Origin of the sequence: Paraburkholderia phenoliruptrix, from assembly GCF_902859825.1 — a bacterium.
In the GTDB taxonomy this organism is placed as follows: Bacteria; Pseudomonadota; Gammaproteobacteria; order Burkholderiales; family Burkholderiaceae; genus Paraburkholderia; species Paraburkholderia phenoliruptrix.
Map to the genome: position 1 here is coordinate 1 of NZ_CADIKB010000052.1, position 18,740 is coordinate 18,740.

The following is an 18,740-nucleotide window of genomic DNA, read 5'->3' on the forward strand; positions in this document are numbered from 1 at the left end:
CAGGCCGTAGTGGCCGAACCCGTCACGTATCGCCAGATCGCGCAACGTCCGCCAAAGGTCAAAGCTTCACCATAATGTGAAATTGTGGAGCTAAATGGATAGCCCTTATATCCATACAACCCTGGCGCACAAGCGCCCTTTTTTCGGGACACGGGGCATGACCTGCCGGCGGGCTTCCGGCGACGTCCCGGTGGACTGCCGCGTGAGCGGCATCGCCTGTGCCGCGCCCGCTGCGTCTGACAGCACTCACCAAAAACCACGGCCCGTTCGCTTCGCGCGACACGGGCCGTGATCGTCAGCGGGTGACTGGCCTGCTCTCCAGAAAGCTCCGGAAAGCCACCCGTCGAAAAACAACATGCGGCTTATTGCTTCTTCGCGTCCTTCAGGTTGGCTTCGGCGTTGGCCTTGTCGGCGTCGGCCTGAGCCTCGGTTTTTTCCTTGTCCGCCTTGGCTTGCGCGACAGCCGCCTTCTTGTCCGCCTTCGCCTGCTGCTTCGCGGCCTTCTTGTCGGCGTGCGTGACCGGCGCGGCGGCCGGATCGCTCGCTTGCGCCAATGCAACCGACGACAGGCACCCGGCGATCAACAGCGCGCCGAGCCGGCCGGCAGCGGTTTTCAGAGATTTCGTGGATTGAGTGTTATTCATTGCTATACCTCCTTGCCAAAGCTGACAGTTCAAGCGGGACCGACGCCCGCCTGAGCGCGAATCCGGCGTCGCAGGCACGCGACGCCAAGGTTCGACCTGCGATGAATGCGGGTTAGCGCGCCGAAAATGCGCGACTCAACGCCGGATCAATGCGAAATCAATGCTTGACTTCGCCGCCCTCGGCCTGGTCGCCGGCCTGGCCTTGCATGTTCATCTTCATTTCATTGTTGGCGGCCTGCTTGTCCGCCTTCATGTTGATTTTGGCGTCGCGCACCTGCTCCTTGTATTCGGACTTGGCGGCCTTTTCGTGCTGCTTGAGCTCGGCCTTCGATGCCTTCTTCGACGCGCGGTACTCGGCATTAGCCTTCGCGTTGGCTTCGCGCTTCTGCACGAGCGGATCCGTCGACCCCGACGCCGTCAGGCGGGTCGGTGCCGGCGTCACCGGCTGCACGCCTTGCGCAGCCGGCGCGAGCTCGGCGCCCGGTGTCTGAATTTGCGTCGGCGCTTGCGCCTGAACCTGCGCCTGCGTATTCACGCCCGCGGCTGGCTGCACCGGCTGCACGGGCTGCGTGGTCTGTGCCATAGCCGCGCTAGCGGCGAATGCGGTCATGGCGGTACCGATCAGGAGCGTACGAATCTGGGTCATGGCAATGTCCTCTCTAAAGTTGTCGTGACGCGGGAAAGGCGTCGTAGCACCGCGTCCTGGCGATGCCGGTCGGGACGCCGCCCGGTCTGCTCATAGCCGAACTCGATCCGGCAAGCTTTGCTGCTGAGACCCACTTTACGAGTGAAGTCGTTTCGTGGCGACCGGTGTTACGCGACGTTTCACTTTCTGACAAGCGCATAACATCTGCTTGCATTTGCTTGCGATGCACCGGCCCGGGACGCGGCGACACCGCAGTAACGCCCGGCCGGCGGTAGCCGCAGCGGCAGCGGCAGCGGCTGAGCGGCGGCTCCCGCCAAGGCAGCGCCCGGGACAGCGGTAAAGACAGCGCGCCTTCTTCAGGGCAAGCTTGTGGCTTATGATGCGAACCCCTCGCCCGAAAGTGCAAAGCCCATGCCCAATCTAGATTTCACGCTGACCGGCGACTACGTCGAACTCCACAATCTGCTGAAGATAACGGGCCTCGCGGAAAGCGGCGGCCAGGCAAAAATGATGGTCGCCGACGGCGCCGTGACCGTCGACGGCCGCGTCGAAACGCGTAAAACGTGCAAGATCCGCGCGGGTCAGGTGGTGTTGCTCGGCGATACACGAATAGCGGTTCACGAAGCTTGAGCCGGCGCGGCGAAAGACCACGAGAATCCGCGACGAGCGCGCGCACCAGAAACGTGCGTTGTCCATCGACATTACAGCGGTCACCCAATAAGCTGTCGGTTTCGCCAGACAAACCGATGGGTTGACGCGGCTTGACGCCGGGCCGGCGCGTGAGTCGCGGGTTTGGGCGCCATCGCCGGCATGGTGGACGTGGCAGCGCGGCGCGTCCGTGCCGGCGCATGCGTGGCGGGTCCAGGGTCCAGGGTCCGGGGTCCAAGGTCGAAGGGCGGGGGTTCAGCGCGCGACGGTGCGCTGCGGCGATTGCCTCCGCAGCCCAAGCCGCGGAGGCGCCAAAGCCCGCGTCGCCACGTCCGCCCGTCTGCCCCATTCGGCCGCGATACGCCCGTCTGCAACCGATCAACACGCACACTCCATGACCCAATCCGGCTTCACCCGGACGACCGCCCGTCCGCCGACTTTCTCGCGCCACGCCGCCGACACCGCTCGGCTCGCCGCGCCGCTCGCCATTGCCCAACTGTCGCAAATGGCGATGGGCGTCACCGACACGATCCTGCTCGGCTCGCTCGGCCCCGACGCGCTCGCGGCCGGCGGGCTCGGCGCGAACCTGTTTTTCGTCGTCGTGACGCTGCTGCAGGGCGTGCTCACGTCGGTCAGCGTGAGCGTGTCGCATGCGCGCGGCGCGCAGGACGAGAGCCGCGTGCCGCACATCTACTGGACAGGTCTGGTGCTCTCGGTGCTGCTGTCCGTGCCGGCGTTCGCGTTGCTTTCCTTCGCGACGCCAATTCTGCTCGCGTTCGGCGAACCCGCGCTGCTCGCGCACAATGTTGGCCAATACGCGGCCGTGCTGCGCTGGGGCGCGCTCGGCAGCCTGATCGGCGTCGGCCTGATGCGCTCGTTTCTGCCGGCGATCGGCGCGGCGCGGCGGCTGCTGTGGGTGTCGCTCGTGAGCGTCGGCGTGAACGGCTTTTTGAACTACGGGCTGATTCATGGCGCATACGGGCTGCCGCGGCTCGGCTTTCTCGGCTCGGCCGCGGCGACGTCGATCACCGTCTGGCTCACGGCGCTCGTGCTGATGGCGCTACTGCACCTGCGGCCGCGCTATCGGCACTTCGTGGTCGCGACCCGCCCCAACGTCCCGCTGATGGGTGAGCTCTTCGGCGTCGGCTGGCCGGTCGCCATCACCTACGGCGTCGAGTCGACGCTCTTTCTCGCCACCGGCCTGATGGTCGGCCTGCTGGGCGAGTCGCAACTGGCCGCGCATCAGATCGCGCTGAATGTCGCATCCGTGGCGTTCATGGTGCCGCTGGCGATCGGCCAGGCGGCCAATGTGCGAGTCGGCTTCTGGTCCGGAGCCGGACAGCCGCTCGCCGCGCGCCACGCGGGTTTCGTCGCGCTAGCGCTCGGCGTCGGCTTCATGACGCTCTCGGGCATCGTGCTGATCGCGGCGCCGCACTGGATCGTCGGCCTGTATCTGCATCTGGACGATCCTGCGAATGCGGCGACCGTCGCGCTCGCCAGTTCGCTGCTCGGCGTGGCCGCCATTTTCCAGATCGTCGACGGAATGCAAACAGTGGGTTCAGGTTGCCTGCGCGGCCTGAAAGACACGCGCATTCCGATGATGGCGGCCGCCTTCGGTTACTGGGTAATCGGCTTTCCGACCGGCTACACACTCGCGTTTCATTTTGGGCTCGGCGCGCGCGGTTTATGGTGGGGACTCGCGGCAGGTCTCGCGAGCGTCGCGCTCCTGATGACGCTGCGCTTTCACAAGCTGAGCCTGCGCCGCCTGCCGGCGGCCGCGGACGCGCCGCCCGCCGCATCGGTTTAAAGCAACGACGACGAGCGGGCACACCTCGTCCACTCACGAGGCGCGGCCGCGGGCAAGATTCCGGCGGCGGTCATCGCAACGCAGCGACGAGCCGCTTGCCGGTGCCGCGCCGAACGCTCACCTTCACTCATCGGCTGAGATGCAAACTCGTTGCGCGCGCAACGAGTCGCTGAGCACGCTTGTCGCCTCAACGGTAAAATGCCGCTTTCGGCGCAAGTCGCACAAACCGCGTCGTTGCGCTGAACACACGCCCGCGCGCCCCACAAAGGATCGCGCCGCCGGCAGCTCCGCCATCCGCGGACGCATTGCTCCCGTTGTCGACGAACGAACCTCATCCGCCGCGACGCGCACGCTGCTCGGCAGGTTCTGACGCGCGCTCGCCGTCATGCGCGGCGGGCTGCGGCTGCGGCACATCGCCGTTCGTCATCGCCCCGCGCGCTGGCCGATAGAACACTCCCGCTTCTCGCAAAAAATACATTACCAAGGACCTTGTCTCATGCTTGCCCGCATCACCCGTCTCTTTCCGCTTTGGGCCGTGCTCGTCTCGATTGCCGCCTATTGTTCGCCGGCTTCGTTCGGCGGCATCGCGCCGCACGTCACCACGCTTCTGACCATCATCATGCTGGCGATGGGCATCACGCTGTCCGTCGCGGACTTTCAGCGTGTCTTCACGCGGCCCGCGCCGGTGATCGCCGGCATCGTGCTGCATTACCTCGTGATGCCGCTCGCCGCCTGGGTGATCGCGAAGGCATTGCGCATGCCGCCCGACCTGACCGCCGGCATGGTGCTCGTCGGCAGCGTGGCGAGCGGCACGGCGTCGAACGTGATGATCTATCTCGCGCGCGGCGACGTCGCGCTCTCGGTGACGATCAGCGCGCTGTCCACGCTCGTCGGCGTATTCGCGACGCCGCTGCTCACACGTCTTTACGTGGATGCGTCGATCGCCGTCGACGTCCACGGCATGCTGATGAGCATTCTGCAAATCGTCGCGCTGCCCATCGTGGTCGGGCTCGCGGTGAACCATCTGTTCGGCAAGGCGGTGCGCAAGGTCGAACCCGTGCTGCCGCTCGTGTCGATGGTCGCGATTCTGCTGATCATCGGCGCGGTGGTGGGCGGCACGCAAAAGAGCATTGCGTCGGTCGGTCTCGTGGTCATGCTCGGCGTCGTGCTGCACAACGGCATCGGCCTGCTCGGCGGTTATTGGGGCGGGCGCCTCCTCGGTTTCGACGAAGCGGTGTGCCGCACGCTCGCCATCGAAGTCGGCATGCAGAACTCGGGCCTTGCGGCGACGCTCGGCAAACTCTATTTCACGCCGATCGCCGCGTTGCCGGGCGCCCTCTTCTCCGTCTGGCACAACCTGTCGGGCTCGCTGCTTGCGGGCTTCTGGGCGGGACGTCCGGCGAAAGGCTCGACGCATCCAGACGGCGAACGGGTCCCGAACGCCGAGCGTGTCTGACGATTCGGGCCACGGCAAGCCCGGCCCGATTCCCCTTAGAATGGATTTCTCGGCAGCGTGTGTCCATGCACCGCGCCGCCGCACGAAAAGCCTGAACAAAAAAGGGGAAGAGTGTGCAGTGGCATCTACAACAAAAGCAGACCGCAACACAGCGCAAACGCGCACTCAGTTCTGCGAGACATTTCTTCCTGCTGTGCTGCGCATCGGCATTTCTGACCGCGTGCGCGAGCAAGCCGCCCGCCACCGCGTTCGATCGCACGGTCACTCACGCACTGCCCGCCACGGACAACACGCCGCTTCGCGCGGCGCTCCAACCGCTCGAAGCCGCTCATCCGGGCGAGTCGGGCTTTCGCGTGCTGTCGAGCGGCACGGACGCCTTGCAGATGCGCATTGCACTGGCGCGAGCCGCGACGAAAACGCTCGACATGCAGTACTACATCGCCAAGGAGGACACCACCGGCAAGCTGCTGCTCGGCGCGGCGCTCTATGCAGCGGATCACGGCGTGCGCGTGCGCATGCTGGTCGACGACCTGAATTTCAAGGACATCGACCAGGTCATGGCGGGGCTCAATTCGCACAAGAACATCGAGATTCGCGTTTTCAATCCGTTCGGCAGCGCGCACCAGGGTGTGTTTGAACGCACCACGAATCTGTTCACGCAGATCGGCCATTTCACGCGCCGCATGCACAACAAGGCGATGATCGCGGATAACCAGTTGGCGATTGTCGGCGGCCGCAATCTCGGCGACGAATACTTCAGCGCGAGCGAGGTGCTGCAGTTCCGCGACATCGACGTGCTCGCGGCCGGCCCGATCACCGCGGATGTTTCCGCAAGCTTCGACGACTACTGGAACAGCAGCCTCGCCTATCCGCTCGGCGTGCTGAACAAGCAGACGTTCGAGCCGAAGGAACTCGACCAGACACGCGACGATCTTCGCAAGCACTGGCGCACGAATGCCGATCCGTACAACGCGAAGCCGTTGAACGCGACGCCGCTCGCCGCGCAGATTGCCGGCAGGCAGCTCGGCCTGACATGGGCGCAGGCGGAGTTCAAGGTGGATGACCCGGAGAAGATCGAGAAGCCCTCGCCGGACTACATAAGCCCGCCGATGCAGCGCCTCGGCGAACTAATGAAGGACGCACGCAAAGACTTCCTGATCGTCTCGCCCTATTTCGTTCCGCACGATGCAGGCGTGAAGACACTCGGCGAACTCACGCATCGCGGCGTACGTGTAGCAATCCTGACGAATTCGCTGGCCGCCACCGACGCCGTCGCCGTGCAGGCGGGCTATAGTCCGTTTCGCGTGCCGCTGCTCAAGCAAGGCGTCGAATTGTATGAATTCCGGCCGCGCCAGGAAACGCCGCCGGCGGGCGTCGCAGGGTCGCAATCGCGTGCGAGCCTGCATGCGAAGACGTATGTGATCGACCGCCGCATTCTCGTGATCGGCTCGATGAACCTCGATCCGCGCTCGGCGCATCTGAACACCGAACTCGCGCTGGTGATTCACAGTCCGCCGCTCGCGGCGCAGGTCGCCGACATCTTCCAGCGCGCCATCGGACCGGAAGAAAGTTATCACGTCACATTGGCTGACGAGGCGCAACTCACCTATCTGCGCTCCATCGGCGCGCCGCCGTCGCTGCTCGTGTGGACGGATGTCGAGAACGGCGCGCGTCGAAGCTATATTTTCGACCCGCAGGCAGGCTTGTACCGGAATCTGCTAACCGGGCTATTCTCCCTATTGCCGGTCAACGCAGAACTTTAAAGCGGAGCTGAACCATGACTGAAGACGTACGAATGGAGCGCGATACGTTCGGTGAAATCGCCGTGCCCAATGCCCGCCTGTGGGGCGCGCAAACGCAGCGCTCGCTGCAGAATTTCCGCATTTCCACCGAGAAGCAGTCGCCCGAACTGATCACCGCGCTCGCCGTCATCAAGCGCGCCGCAGCCGAGGTGAACTTAGGCCTCGGCATGCTCGCCGAAAACAAGGCGCGCGCGATCATGCAGGCGGCCGACGAGATCATCGACGGCAAGCATCCCGAAGAATTTCCGCTCGCGGTCTGGCAAACCGGCTCCGGTACGCAGACCAACATGAACCTCAACGAGGTGATCGCGAATCGCGCGAGCGAGCTGCTCGGCGGCGAGCGCGGCGAGTCGCGCAAGGTCCATCCGAACGACGACGTGAACCGCGGGCAATCGTCGAACGACGTGTTCCCGACGGCCATGCACGTGGCCGCCGCACATGGCATCGTCAAGCATCTGCTGCCTGCGTTGAAGACGCTGCGCGATACGCTCGACGGCAAGGCGAAGGCGTTTGCCGGCATCGTCAAGATCGGCCGCACGCATTTGCAGGACGCCACGCCGCTCACGCTCGGTCAGGAATTTTCCGGCTATGTCGCGCAGCTCGATCACGGCATCCGTCACGTCGAATCGGCGCTGCCGCATCTGTATGAACTCGCGCAGGGCGGCACGGCGGTCGGAACCGGTCTGAACGCGCATCCGCAGTTCGCGCAGAAAGTGGCGGCGGCCATCGCGCAGCTCACCGGCGTGCCCTTTGTGTCCGCGCCCAACAAGTTCGAAGTGATGGCCGCAGCCGACGCGCTCGTGTTCGCGCACGGCGCACTGAAGACGGTGGCCGCGAGCCTGAACAAGATCGCGAACGACATCCGCTGGCTCGCCAGCGGCCCGCGTTGCGGACTCGGCGAGCTGTCCATTCCGGAAAACGAGCCGGGCAGCTCCATCATGCCGGGCAAGGTCAACCCGACGCAGTCGGAAGCCGTGACCATGCTCTGCGCACAAGTGTTCGGCAACGACGTCGCGGTGAACATCGGCGGCGCGAGCGGCAACTTCGAGCTGAACGTCTTCCGGCCGATGATCGCGCACAACGTGCTGCAATCCATCCGCCTGCTGACGGACGGCGCGCACAGTTTCAACGAGAACTGCGCGGTCGGCATCGAGCCGAACCGCGAACGGATCGACACGCTGCTCAACGAATCGCTGATGCTGGTGACGGCGCTCAATCCGCATATCGGCTACGACAAGGCCGCGCAGATCGCGAAGAAGGCGCACAAGGAAGGCACGACGCTGAAGGCCGCGGCGCTCGCGCTCGGCCACGTAACGGAGCAACAGTTCGACGAATGGGTCCGTCCGGGCGATATGGTGGGACACTCGGCGCCGTGAAGGCGCCTCCGGCTTCGCAGGTGGGGCGGCTCGCGACAGCCGCCCGCTCAACGCCGCTACGCCCGCGCGTTCAGATCTTGCCCTGTGCCACTTCTTCCGGCTTCAGTTCGACGATCGCGTCGAGCGCTTCCTTGACGTCCATCGCGTAGCGGGCGAGGCGCTTCTGCTCGTCGGTCTCCGGCACGAACGACGGCACCTGCACCGGGTGGCCGTTCTCGTTGACGGCGACCATCACGACGAGGCAATCCGTGGTTTGCAGCAACTCGCCGCCCTTTGGGTCGCCGGCCTGCACCGACACATGGATGTGCATGCTGGTGCGCCCCGTCGCCACGACCCGCGCGCGCAGTTCCACAAGGTTGCCGACCAGAATCGGCCGGCGAAAGCGGATGTTGCCGACGCTCACCGTCACGCAATAACGCCCCGACCACACGGCGGCGCAGGCATACGCGGTTTCGTCGATCCACTTCATCAGCGCGCCGCCGTGCACCTTGCCGCCGAAGTTGACCGAACTCGGTTCGGCGAGAAAACGGAAGGTGGTTTCGGAACGGTCCAACGGCGCTGCGGGATGGCTGCTCATCTTGACTCCGGTCAATCGGATGCATTGAAAGGAGCCGATTATACGAGCGCAATATTGACGGCGTGACCACTACGCGGGCGTCCGGTCGCGTCTTTCAGCGGGCGGCGACGCCCGCGCGGTCCGCGAGATCGACGCCGGCATCGACACCGACCGCCACGCCACCCGCCGCCGACGACGTCACCGCCGACATGAACCGTTCCCGATACTCGAGCGGCAGCACGCCGAAGCGCCGCACGAATGCGCGCCGCAGATTCTGCTCGCTGCCGAAACCGCAGTCGAGCGCGATCCGCTTGAGCGGCCGGCGCGATTCGGCCAGCGCCCGCGACGCCGCCTCCAGACGCAGCGCCGACACCGTCTTCGCCGGCGTGCGCCCCACTTCGTCGACATAGCGGCGCGCGAACGTGCGCGGCGTCATGCGCGCGCGCTCGGCAAGGCGCTCGACCGTCAGATCTTCACGCAGATGCGCGGCCATCCAGCTATGGAGAGCGTCGAACGGGCCGCCCGCCGACGCCTGTGCCGCCAGCGCCGCGCTGAACTGCGACTGGCCGCCCGGCCGCTTCATGAAGACGACGAGCCGCCGCGCGGCCTGCATCGCGACGGCATGACCGAGGTCTTCCTCGATGAGCGCCAGCGCGAGATCGATGCCCGCGGTCACGCCCGCCGAGGTCCAGACCACGCCTGCGCCGGCGCCGCTGCCGGCGTCGCGGATGAAAATCGGATCGGCGTCGACATGAACGTTCGGAAAGCGGCGCGCAAGCTGCGCCGCGTCGCGCCAATGCGTGGTCGCTCGACGGCCGTCGAGCAGGCCCGCCGCGGCCAAATAAAACGCGCCGGTACACACCGAGCACACACGGCGGGCGCGCGGCGCATTGCGCCTGATCCACGCGACCAGTTCGGGCTGCAGCGGGCGGTGCTCGTCGACGGGAACGCCCGGGACGATCAACGTGTCGATCGGTTCGGCGTCGAGCGAGTCGAGCCGCTCCGTGACGACCGGGAGGCCCGGAAACGTCTGCAGGACACCGCCTTCGACGGACGCGACCGTCGTGCGATAGGCCACGGGCCGCGCACGTGGCGCCCCCGGCATGGACAACGCGCGCCGGCCGTTGTTACTTCCGGCATCATTTCCGGCATCATTTCCGGCATCATTTCCGGCGGCATTCCCAGCGCCATTCCCGTCGCCCGCCGCCATGGCCAGCTCCGCGCGCCAGAACGCCTCCAGCGGTCCGCACGCGTCGAGCAACACGAGATCGGGTGCAACGGCGAACACAATATGCCGCGCGCTCATCACACCACTCCCGCGGCCGCGCGGCGCCTCGCCGAGCGCGCATAGGCCAGCGTGGCAAGCGCCGCCACGGCAAGCAGCGGAAAGATGGCCGCATTGATCGTCGCCCAGCCGAAACGCGCCAGCAATTGCCCGGCGAACAGCGAACCGAGCGCGGAACACGCAAAGGTCGTGAATTCGCTGGTGGCCTGCGTCCTCGCGCGCTCGGACGGCCGGTAGGACTGCGCGAGCAGCGTCGAGCCGCCGACGAACATGAAGTTCCAGCCGACGCCGAGACACGCGAGCGCCGCGTAGAAATGCGCCAGGTCGGTCGAACGCAGCGCGAACACGCCGCACAGCGCCGACAGCACGATGCCCGCGCCGATCACCGGCAACACCCCGAAGCGCCTGATCAACCGCGCCGAAAACAGCGACGGCGCGAACATGCCGACCAGATGCCACTGGATGATCGCCGCGCCGTCGCCGATGCTGTGACCGCACGCCACCGCCGCAATCGGCGTCGCGGTCATCACGAACATCATGACGGCGTAGCCGAGCGCATTGTTGGCGAGCGCCGCTGCGAAAATGGGCTGCCGCACGATCTCGCCGAGGGGCCGCGGTGCGTCATGCGACGCGACTGCGGCGGGCACGGGCGCCATGTCGCGGTACAGCAGCATCAGCAGCACGATCGACGCGAGCCCGAGTCCGGTGACGAGCGCATACGAGCCCGCGAAGGCCACCGGCGCGAGCCAGTCCTTGCTCCACGCGGCGAGCAGCGGCCCGCACACGGCCGCGACCACGCCGCCGGTGAGCACCGTCGAAATCGCCCGGCTCTTGCCTTCGAGCCCGACGGCGTCGGCGGCGGCGAGCCGGTAGTACTGCGCGAACGCCTGAAACACGCCGACCGTCGCGGTGCCGGCGCAAAAGGCCCAGAAGTCGTGGTGAAAAATCGCCCACACGGACACGGCGCCCCCCAGCGCGCCGACGCCCGCGCCGAGCACGAAGCCCGCGCGGCGGCCGATGCGCGCCATCAGGAACGACGCGAAGATGGTTGTGAGCGCGGCGGCCACGGTGATCAGCGAGAAAGGCAGCGTGGCGAGCGCCTTGTCGTCGGCGAGCGTATAGCCGACGAGCCCCGTCAGCGTGAGATCGATCGATACCGACGAGGTGTACAACGCCTGGCAGACGGCCAGGACGCGCGCAGCGCGCCTGCCCTCGGGGTCGGAGCCGTGCCGGTCCGCCGTGGGCGGAGCGGAGCCGGTCGCGGGAGCGGCGGTTGGGGCGGCGGTTGGGGCGGCGGTTGGGGCGGCGGTTGTGGGAGCCGCGGTTGTGGTGACGGCGTTTGTGGCGTCAGTTGTGACGGCGGTTGTCGAAGCAGCAGTCGTGGCAGAAGCGGCAGGCGGCATGGATCGGTCCCGGCGGCAAAAAGTGGCCCTGGCGGTCACCGCCCGCACAGCGGCCATTCACGCTGGGGCGGCCACGGTGAGCGAGACGGCTCAAGTGACGAAAGCCTCATCGTCACATGACCGCGCGTGGCAGTCATGACAATGATGCATCACTTACTGCCAGCCCGGCGAGAGCCGCGGCACGCGATGTGTCTGGCGGCCCGTTACTTGTGGAAAGTAATACCCTCGTCGATCGTGCCGTACATCGTGACGCTGTCGTTGCCCGATGCCGAACCGCCTTGCGCGCAAGCGCCCAGCAACACAATGGACGCCACCAGCGCCAACACCATTTTCATGACCGCGTTCCCTGCAAAGACAGGCGTCGATTCTAGCCTGGCGCGGCAGGCGCGCGCAGAAGCCCAATCCCGCATGCGGCGGCGCCGGGTTTTCGTAGCGGCTGCAATCCACGGTTCACGCTAAGCTGAAACATAGAATGCATGGGCCGCGTACAGTGGCTGCATGACACGTTGCGCGGCCCGCGCAGCGCCGACACGACTGACCATGGAGCGCCCCATGCCCGCCATCCTCGCAGACGAACACAATCATTTTCCCGGCCTCAGCCGGATCGGCGCGCTGCTGGCGGACCCCGGCCGCGCCGCCATGCTGTGGGCGCTCATGGACGGCAGCGCCCGCCCCGCCGGCGAATTGACGATGATCGCGGGACTGTCGCCGTCGGCGGCCAGCGCCCATCTTGCGCGTCTTACGGACGGCGGGCTGCTCGCGCTCGAGGTACGCGGCCGGCACCGCTACTTTCGCATTGCGTCGGCGGACATCGCGGCGTCCATCGAGGCGCTCGCCAACGTCGCGCAAGTCAGCGCGCCGCGGCGTCCAGCGCCGCGACCGGTGCGCACCGTGCCGACCGAGATGCGCTACGCGCGCACCTGTTACGACCATATGGCGGGCGAATTGTCGGTGCGCGTCTTCGAACGGCTCATCGGGCGCGGCCTGCTGAGCGTGCAAGGCACGTCGCTGGAAGCCACGGCGGACGGCGCCGCGCGCTTCGCCGACTGGGGCATCGACCTGTCCGCGCAGCGCAGCCGCCGGCGCCGCTTTGCCTGCACGTGCCCGGACTGGAGCGAACGGCGCCCGCACCTGGGCGGCGCGCTCGGCGCAGCGTTGCTCGAATCGTGGGCGGCTCGCGGCTGGGTCGAACGAACCGAGCGGCCGCGCATTCTGCGCATTACGCCGGCGGGTCATCGGCATTTCGACGCGTTTCTCGCCGAGTGAGCGAGGCAGCGAGGCAGCGACGCGATGCGACGCGGCCTCGAGGCGCTCCAAAAGTGTCGGGGCGGCTGCATCTTCGCCGAATGCGGGAAAAGGCCCGGTCAAAAGGCCCGTCGAGGCCCGTCGAGGCCCGTCGAGGCCCGTCGAGACCCGATCGAGACCCGATCGAGACCTTTTGTTACCGCTGGTGAGCCGGCCTTACAAATGTGGGGGCCTTGAAACAGACGGTACGGGTAGAGTGATTCACGGATGCTGCATGTGCATCGTCCGTCGGAGAACGCATCATGAAAACCATGACACCACGCCTACCGTCCAGACATCGCACCCTCGGCTATACCCTGCTCGCCACCGCGGCCTTTCTGTTCGCAACGCAGTGCGCGCTCGCGCAGGAAGCCGGCCTTCCGCCGCAAGGCGCGGCCACACAGAACACCGATCCGCCGGGGCGCGTCGCGCGCCTGAACTACATGGCCGGAACCGTCACCACGGAACCCGCCGGCGCCGCCGACTGGTCGTACGCCCAGATCAACCGGCCGCTAACCACCGGCGACCAGTTGTGGAACGATCAGAACGCGCGCTCGGAACTGCATATCGGCTCCACGGCCGTGCGGCTCGGTCAGTCCACGAGCCTCGACCTGCTCAACCTCGACGACAACAGCGCGCAGCTCAAGGTCGCGCAAGGCACGCTGTCGGCGCATGTGCGGGAGCTGCCGCCGGGGTCGTCATATGAAATCGACACGCCGAACCTCGCGCTCGGTTTGAACGGGCCGGGCGACTACCGCGTCGACGTGGCGCCGGACGGCAGCAGCACCACCGTCACCGTGCGCAGCGGCAACGCGACGGTTTACGGCGACGGCGGCGAGGTGCCGATCGCCGCCGGCCAGCAGATGCGCTTTGCCGGGACCAACCTGCAGGCGCTCGCCGACAACGGCGTGCCGGGCCCGGACGCCTTCGACCAATGGGCCGCGAGCCGCGACGCGGCGGAAGACCGCTCCGTGTCGGCGCGCTACGTCTCGCGCGAAATTCCAGGTTACCAGGACCTCGACGCCAACGGCACCTGGCGCAACAGCCCGGAGTACGGCGAAGTGTGGGTGCCGCGCACGACGCCCGCCGGCTGGGCGCCTTACCACGACGGCCACTGGGTCTGGCAGGCGCCGTGGGGCTGGACGTGGGTCGACGACGCGCCGTGGGGCTTCGCGCCCTACCACTATGGCCGCTGGGCGTATGTCGACGACGCCTGGGCATGGGTGCCCGGCCCCGTCGTGGTGAGCGCGCCGCCGGTCTACGCCCCGGCGCTGGTGGCTTTCGTCGGCGGTGGCGGCAGCGGTGTCGATTGGGGCGTGAATCTGGCGATTGGCGGCGCGATAGCAGCGGGCGTAGCGTGGTTCCCACTCGGCCCGGGCGAGCGCTGGCATCCGCAGTGGGGCGGCCACGATAACTGGAGCCCGCGCTACTACGAACGCGTCAATCAAACGACGGTGGTCAACAACTACCACATTACCAACATCCATAACACGTACATCAACTATCGGGCGCCGCGGGCCGTGACCGCCGTGCCGGCGACGGCTTTCGTGCACGGGCAGCCGGTGGGCCGCTTCGCGCAGAAGGTCGATCCCGCACAGTGGCGCAATGCGCGGATCAATCCGGGCGCGCCTGGCATCGCGCCGGTGCGCGAGAGCTTCGGCCCCGGTCAGCGCCGGGCGAGCGACCGGCCGCCGGCGGGCGTCATGAGCCGGCCGGTGGTGGCGACGCGCAGTCCGTCGCTGCCGCCTGCTTACCACGACGCGCTTGCCCAGCGCTTCGCCCAAAGCGGGGCGCGCGTGCCGGGCGCGGGGCAGCCGATCGTGCGAACGTCGGTGCCTGCTCGCTTCGCCGGCGGGGCCGGTGCCGTGCCGACGCAGAATGTGCGGATCGTGCAGTCGCATCTGCCCGGGCGCATGCCGGGCGCGGCAGCAGGGGCGCCGGTTCCGCAGCCGGGGGTCGGCGGGCAGGCGGCGGGTGCGCCGTCCAACGGCGTGCCGCGTCCACCGCGTGAGAACGGCGGCAATGCGTCGGGCTTTGCGCAACAACACGGCATGGCTCAGCAAGCCCCGACCGACGGCCGCCACGAGCCGGCGTGGACACAGCCGCACGTGCCGATGGCCGAGCAAGCGCAGCAGAGCCGGCCGCGAGGCGGTGGGGACCCGCAGGCGGCAAGGCCCGGCGTCCCGCAGCAGGCGGGTGCCGACGCCAACGCAGCGATGCGCCAGCGCGAGGCGCCGCACCCTGTCGACAATCCGGCGTTTGCGCAACGGCCACGTGTGGGAGAGGCGCAACCGCAGCAGCGGGTTCCGCAGCCGGCACAGCAGGAATACCGGCCGCAGGCGGTCGCGCGGGCGCAGGTCCAACAGGCGCCACGTCCAGAGGGTCGTCCGCAGCAGGCGCAGCCGGTGTTCGATGCGCGGGCGCAGCAGCAGGCGCGTGCTGAGTTTCATCCGCAGCAGCAGATGCAGCCGCGTCAGGAACCGCGTCCGCAGCCGCAGCCGCAGCCTCGTGCGGAGTTTCATCCGCAGCAGGTTCAGCCGCGTCCCGAGCCGCAAGCGCAGCAGCAACCTCGTCCCGAATTTCATCCGCAGCAGCAGATGCAGCCGCGTCAGGAGCCGCGTCCGCAGCCGCAGGCGCAGCAGCCGCATCCGCAGCCGCAACCGCAACCGCAGGCTCCGCATGGAGACCAGCATTCGGGCGGTGGCCACGACGAGCATCACCGAGGGTGAGCGCCTTCGCTACATCGCAAGCCGGCCGCCGCTCAGCGGCATAAAAAAAGCCCCCGCGATTCCCATCGCGGGGGCTTTTTCCTGTCCCCTGTCTCAAACGGCCATTGGCGCTGTCAGCGGTTCGTGATGCCGGTAGCCAATCAGCGAAAAATCTGACGGCTCAATCTTCTCCAGCCATTCGGGTTCGTACACACCGGTCTGCGCATAGTCCGGTACGCGGTCGGAAATAGCCAACGTCGGGCTGTCATAAGGCTCGCGCGTGAGCTGCTGCTGCAGCATGTCGAGCTGATTTTCGTAGATGTGCGCGTCGCCGATAAAGTACGTGAACCAGCGCGGCGTATAGCCCGTCAACCGGCCGACCAGATGCAGCAACGCCGCGCCCTCGGTCAGGTTGAACGGCGTGCCGAGCCCGACGTCGTTGCTGCGGATGTACAGGCACAGCGAAATTTCGCGACGCGCGACGTTCGGCAGGAACTGATAAAGCAGATGGCACGCCGGCAGCGCGATCTGGTCCAGCACCGCCGGGTTCCACGCATGAAACAGAATGCGCCGGTCCGACGGGTTCTGCATGATCGTGTCGAGGCACTGGCGCAACTGATCGATTGCCTTGTACAGCAGCACCTTGCGGCTGCCGTTTTCGTCGAACTCCGTCACTACGCGAAAGCCGCGCGCGCTCGCGTCGGCGAGCTGCGCGGCCGCGCCGGCGTCCAGCACCTTGTAGGCCGGCCACTGGCGCCATTGCACGCCGTACACGTCGCCGAGATCGTCCGGCCCCTCGCGATACGGATTGGCCAGCCACTGCGGATTCTGGTTCGCGTTCGCGTCCCACACCTTGCAGCCGAGATCGCGGAAATCCGCCGCGCTGCGCGACGCACGCAGAAAGCCGACGAGTTCGCCGACAGCCGACTTGAATGCGAGTTTTTTCGTTGTCACCGCCGGGAAACCCTGCTGGAGATCGAAGCGCAACATGGCGCCCGGCATGCTGATCGTGCGGATGCCGGTGCGGTTCTCCTGCCACGTGCCGGTATCGAGAATCGTGCGGACGAGGTCCAGGTATTGTTTCATGCGGGTTCCTTCGGCGCGGCGCAAGCGCCAGGCGGCGCGCGGCGAGATTGAGCGGAAAACCCGATTTTACCAAGCGCGGTCATCTGCCGCCGACATTCACGCCGACGCATCCGCAGCGCACAGAAATGCGCAAATACACGCGAGAGGCGCGAGACCCAGCGGACGGGAACCAACAGGGGGGCGCGGCGGACAACCGCGCGCGACAAGACGCAACAAAGTGCAGCGAGGCGCGGCAAGTGCAGCAAAGACCGCGGCTTGCAACCGCCCGGCCGCCTCAGCGCCCCAAGGCGTTCACAAGCACGCCCCGCCGCGTTTCAGAGATGCGGCACCGAAGCCGGCAAGCCGCCGTGCGACGTCGACAGCGGTTCGCTTTCCATATGACGCATGCCGTGCGAACAGAGCAGCCGGTACAAGGTCACGCGGGAAATACCGAGTTCCTGCGCGGCGTCGCCCAGCCGCCCGCGATGACGCAGCAACGCAAGCTCGATAGCCTGACGCTCGGCGGCTTCCCGCGCCTGCGCGAGCGACACCGGCACGATCTCGACATACTCGGCCAGTTCGAGGTCGCGCGCGGTGATCGCACGTCCCTCGGACATCACGATCGCGCGCCGCACGCGGTTGATCAGCTCGCGGACGTTGCCCGGCCAGCCGTAGTTGTGCAAAGCCGCGATCGCGTCCGGCGCGAAACCGCGCAGCCGCCGGCTCGCGTCCTTCTTGAAACGCTCAAGCATATGACGCGCGAGCAGCTCGATGTCCTTGCCGCGCGCGCGCAGCGGCGGTTCGTCGATCTGCAGCACGCACAGGCGGTGATACAGGTCCGAGCGGAAACGTCCCTCGATCATCGCGGCGGTCATGTCCACGTGCGTCGCAGAAATGATCCGCACGTCCACATCGATCGCGGAATGGCCGCCCAGCCGCTCGACCTTGCGCTCCTGCAAAAAGCGCAACAGGCTGGCCTGGCTTTCGAGCGGCAGGTCGCCGATTTCGTCGAGAAAAAGCGTGCCGCCGTTGGCCGCTTCGACCCGGCCGATCTTGCGCTGGTTGGCGCCGGTGAACGCGCCGCGTTCGTAGCCGAAGAGTTCCGACTGGAGCAGGTGCGGCGGGATCGCGCCGCAGTTGATCGGCACGAAGGGTGCGTTGCGCCGCGCCGAGCGTTCGTGAATCGCGACCGCCGTCAGTTCCTTGCCCGTGCCCGATTCGCCGGAAATGAACACCGGCGCGTCCGTCATTGCGACTTTGCGGATGGAGCGGAAGAGCGCGAGCATGGCGTCGCACGAGCCGACCATTTCGCCTTCGGCGCCTTGCGAGGCGTCATTGGAAGCCGGTTCGCCGAGCGAAATCATGCCGTACGCATGGCCGACCGAGTCGACGATCCGGTCGCCGGAATACGGTACCGTCACATAGTCGAAACAATAATCGCGCACGAGGCGGCGCAGCGCCGCGTCCTGAAGCTGACCGGGCATGGTCGCGGCGACCCAGCCGACATTCGGCATGGTCAGGCAGGATTCGAAAGCGGCAATTTCATGCGGCTGGAAATGACTGGACAGATCGAGCAGGCCACCCGCTGCCGAACCGGCGCGTACGGCCCGGCGCGCGTCGCGCGCCGATCCCACCACTTCCACATGCCAGCCGCGCTGGTGGAAGCGGGTGTTCAGTTCCGCGCTCGGCTCGCGCGAAACGTAAATCAGTTGCCGCGTTGCGGGTTCCATTATTCAGATCCTCTCGTCAACGAACGTTAAGGATGATGCACGCACCTGAACCGCAATTCAGACACGCTGGCACATTCGGGATTCGCAAATAGCAAAAACCGAACGGCCATTCCATTCCGTGCGGACAGCTGATCCCCAGAAAGCGGCGTGTGTGTTTGAGACGGCCCGTTAGCGGGCTTTTTTAAATTCCGAGCTCTTTCCGAGAGCTTACTATACGCGCGCCGCTTGGAAAACAATTATGCGAATTTAATCCGCCTGCCCTTGCCCAGCAAGGCGCGCGGGTCGATAAATAAGTAATCAGCTTACGAATAAGCAATTGTGGAAGCGCTT

The 18,740-nt window shown here is 66.6% G+C and carries 15 protein-coding genes; 7 read left to right on the forward strand and 8 right to left on the reverse strand.

Features of this window, described 5'->3' with window-relative positions; genetic code table 11:
• Positions 1 to 362: 362 nt before the first annotated feature.
• Positions 363 to 644 carry a hypothetical protein gene (locus tag HV711_RS29880; protein ID WP_013589188.1) on the reverse strand — a complete coding sequence of 94 codons (282 nt, stop codon included), beginning with the start codon at positions 642 to 644 and terminating at the stop codon, positions 363 to 365.
• 157 nt (positions 645 to 801) lie between these two features.
• Positions 802 to 1,290, reverse strand: coding sequence for a hypothetical protein (locus HV711_RS29885; protein WP_028362819.1), 489 nt, complete (start codon positions 1,288 to 1,290; stop codon positions 802 to 804).
• Positions 1,291 to 1,701: 411 nt separating this feature from the next.
• Here HV711_RS29885 and HV711_RS29890 point away from each other — a divergent pair, with 411 nt between their 5' ends.
• The 5 genes from HV711_RS29890 (at position 1,702) to fumC (ending at position 8,379) form a co-directional block, all read left to right on the forward strand.
• On the forward strand, positions 1,702 to 1,920 hold the full coding sequence (locus HV711_RS29890) for an RNA-binding S4 domain-containing protein (RefSeq protein WP_013589190.1): 219 nt from the start codon (positions 1,702 to 1,704) through the stop codon (positions 1,918 to 1,920).
• A gap of 412 nt (positions 1,921 to 2,332) precedes the next feature.
• Complete coding sequence (locus tag HV711_RS29895) at positions 2,333 to 3,745, forward strand: MATE family efflux transporter (protein WP_035476797.1); 1,413 nt, start codon at positions 2,333 to 2,335, stop codon at positions 3,743 to 3,745.
• Between the two features lie 496 nt (positions 3,746 to 4,241).
• Positions 4,242 to 5,201 carry a ketopantoate/pantoate/pantothenate transporter PanS gene (gene panS, locus HV711_RS29900; RefSeq protein WP_035476799.1) on the forward strand — a complete coding sequence of 320 codons (960 nt, stop codon included), beginning with the start codon at positions 4,242 to 4,244 and terminating at the stop codon, positions 5,199 to 5,201.
• A 113-nt stretch (positions 5,202 to 5,314) separates the two neighbouring features.
• Positions 5,315 to 6,964, forward strand: coding sequence for a phospholipase D family protein (locus HV711_RS29905; protein WP_013589193.1), 1,650 nt, complete (start codon positions 5,315 to 5,317; stop codon positions 6,962 to 6,964).
• Between the two features lie 14 nt (positions 6,965 to 6,978).
• Positions 6,979 to 8,379, forward strand: a complete 1,401-nt coding sequence (gene fumC / locus HV711_RS29910) for a class II fumarate hydratase (RefSeq protein WP_035476801.1) — start codon at positions 6,979 to 6,981, stop codon at positions 8,377 to 8,379.
• 70 nt (positions 8,380 to 8,449) lie between these two features.
• Here fumC and HV711_RS29915 read toward each other — a convergent pair whose 3' ends face one another.
• The 4 genes from HV711_RS29915 to HV711_RS33850 all read right to left on the reverse strand — a co-directional run bounded on the left by HV711_RS29915 (position 8,450) and on the right by HV711_RS33850 (position 11,958).
• Positions 8,450 to 8,956, reverse strand: a complete 507-nt coding sequence (locus tag HV711_RS29915) for an acyl-CoA thioesterase (protein ID WP_013589195.1) — start codon at positions 8,954 to 8,956, stop codon at positions 8,450 to 8,452.
• Positions 8,957 to 9,050: 94 nt separating this feature from the next.
• Positions 9,051 to 10,241, reverse strand: coding sequence for a GlxA family transcriptional regulator (locus HV711_RS29920; protein WP_035476803.1), 1,191 nt, complete (start codon positions 10,239 to 10,241; stop codon positions 9,051 to 9,053).
• Complete coding sequence (locus HV711_RS29925) at positions 10,241 to 11,392, reverse strand: MFS transporter (protein ID WP_035476806.1); 1,152 nt, start codon at positions 11,390 to 11,392, stop codon at positions 10,241 to 10,243. Before HV711_RS29925 ends, HV711_RS29920 begins: the two co-directional genes overlap by 1 nt.
• Positions 11,393 to 11,826: 434 nt before the next feature.
• Positions 11,827 to 11,958 carry a hypothetical protein gene (locus HV711_RS33850; RefSeq protein WP_279612673.1) on the reverse strand — a complete coding sequence of 44 codons (132 nt, stop codon included), beginning with the start codon at positions 11,956 to 11,958 and terminating at the stop codon, positions 11,827 to 11,829.
• Between the two features lie 217 nt (positions 11,959 to 12,175).
• On the opposite strand from HV711_RS33850, the gene HV711_RS29930 reads away from it, so the two are divergent.
• Both HV711_RS29930 and HV711_RS29935 read left to right on the forward strand, forming a co-directional pair.
• Positions 12,176 to 12,889, forward strand: a complete 714-nt coding sequence (locus HV711_RS29930) for an ArsR/SmtB family transcription factor (protein WP_013589199.1) — start codon at positions 12,176 to 12,178, stop codon at positions 12,887 to 12,889.
• A gap of 281 nt (positions 12,890 to 13,170) precedes the next feature.
• The gene (locus HV711_RS29935) at positions 13,171 to 15,636 is read left to right on the forward strand and encodes a DUF6600 domain-containing protein (protein ID WP_035476808.1); all 2,466 of its coding nucleotides are present in this window, start codon (positions 13,171 to 13,173) and stop codon (positions 15,634 to 15,636) included.
• Between the two features lie 93 nt (positions 15,637 to 15,729).
• Here the strand turns inward: HV711_RS29935 and HV711_RS29940 are convergent, their stop codons facing one another.
• Together HV711_RS29940 and HV711_RS29945 are read right to left on the reverse strand one after the other, a co-directional pair.
• Complete coding sequence (locus HV711_RS29940) at positions 15,730 to 16,701, reverse strand: thymidylate synthase (RefSeq protein WP_035476810.1); 972 nt, start codon at positions 16,699 to 16,701, stop codon at positions 15,730 to 15,732.
• Positions 16,702 to 17,015: 314 nt separating this feature from the next.
• Positions 17,016 to 18,410 (reverse strand): sigma-54 dependent transcriptional regulator, encoded by a 1,395-nt coding sequence (locus HV711_RS29945; RefSeq protein ID WP_013589202.1) that lies wholly within the window; start codon positions 18,408 to 18,410, stop codon positions 17,016 to 17,018.
• Positions 18,411 to 18,740 lie beyond the last annotated feature (330 nt).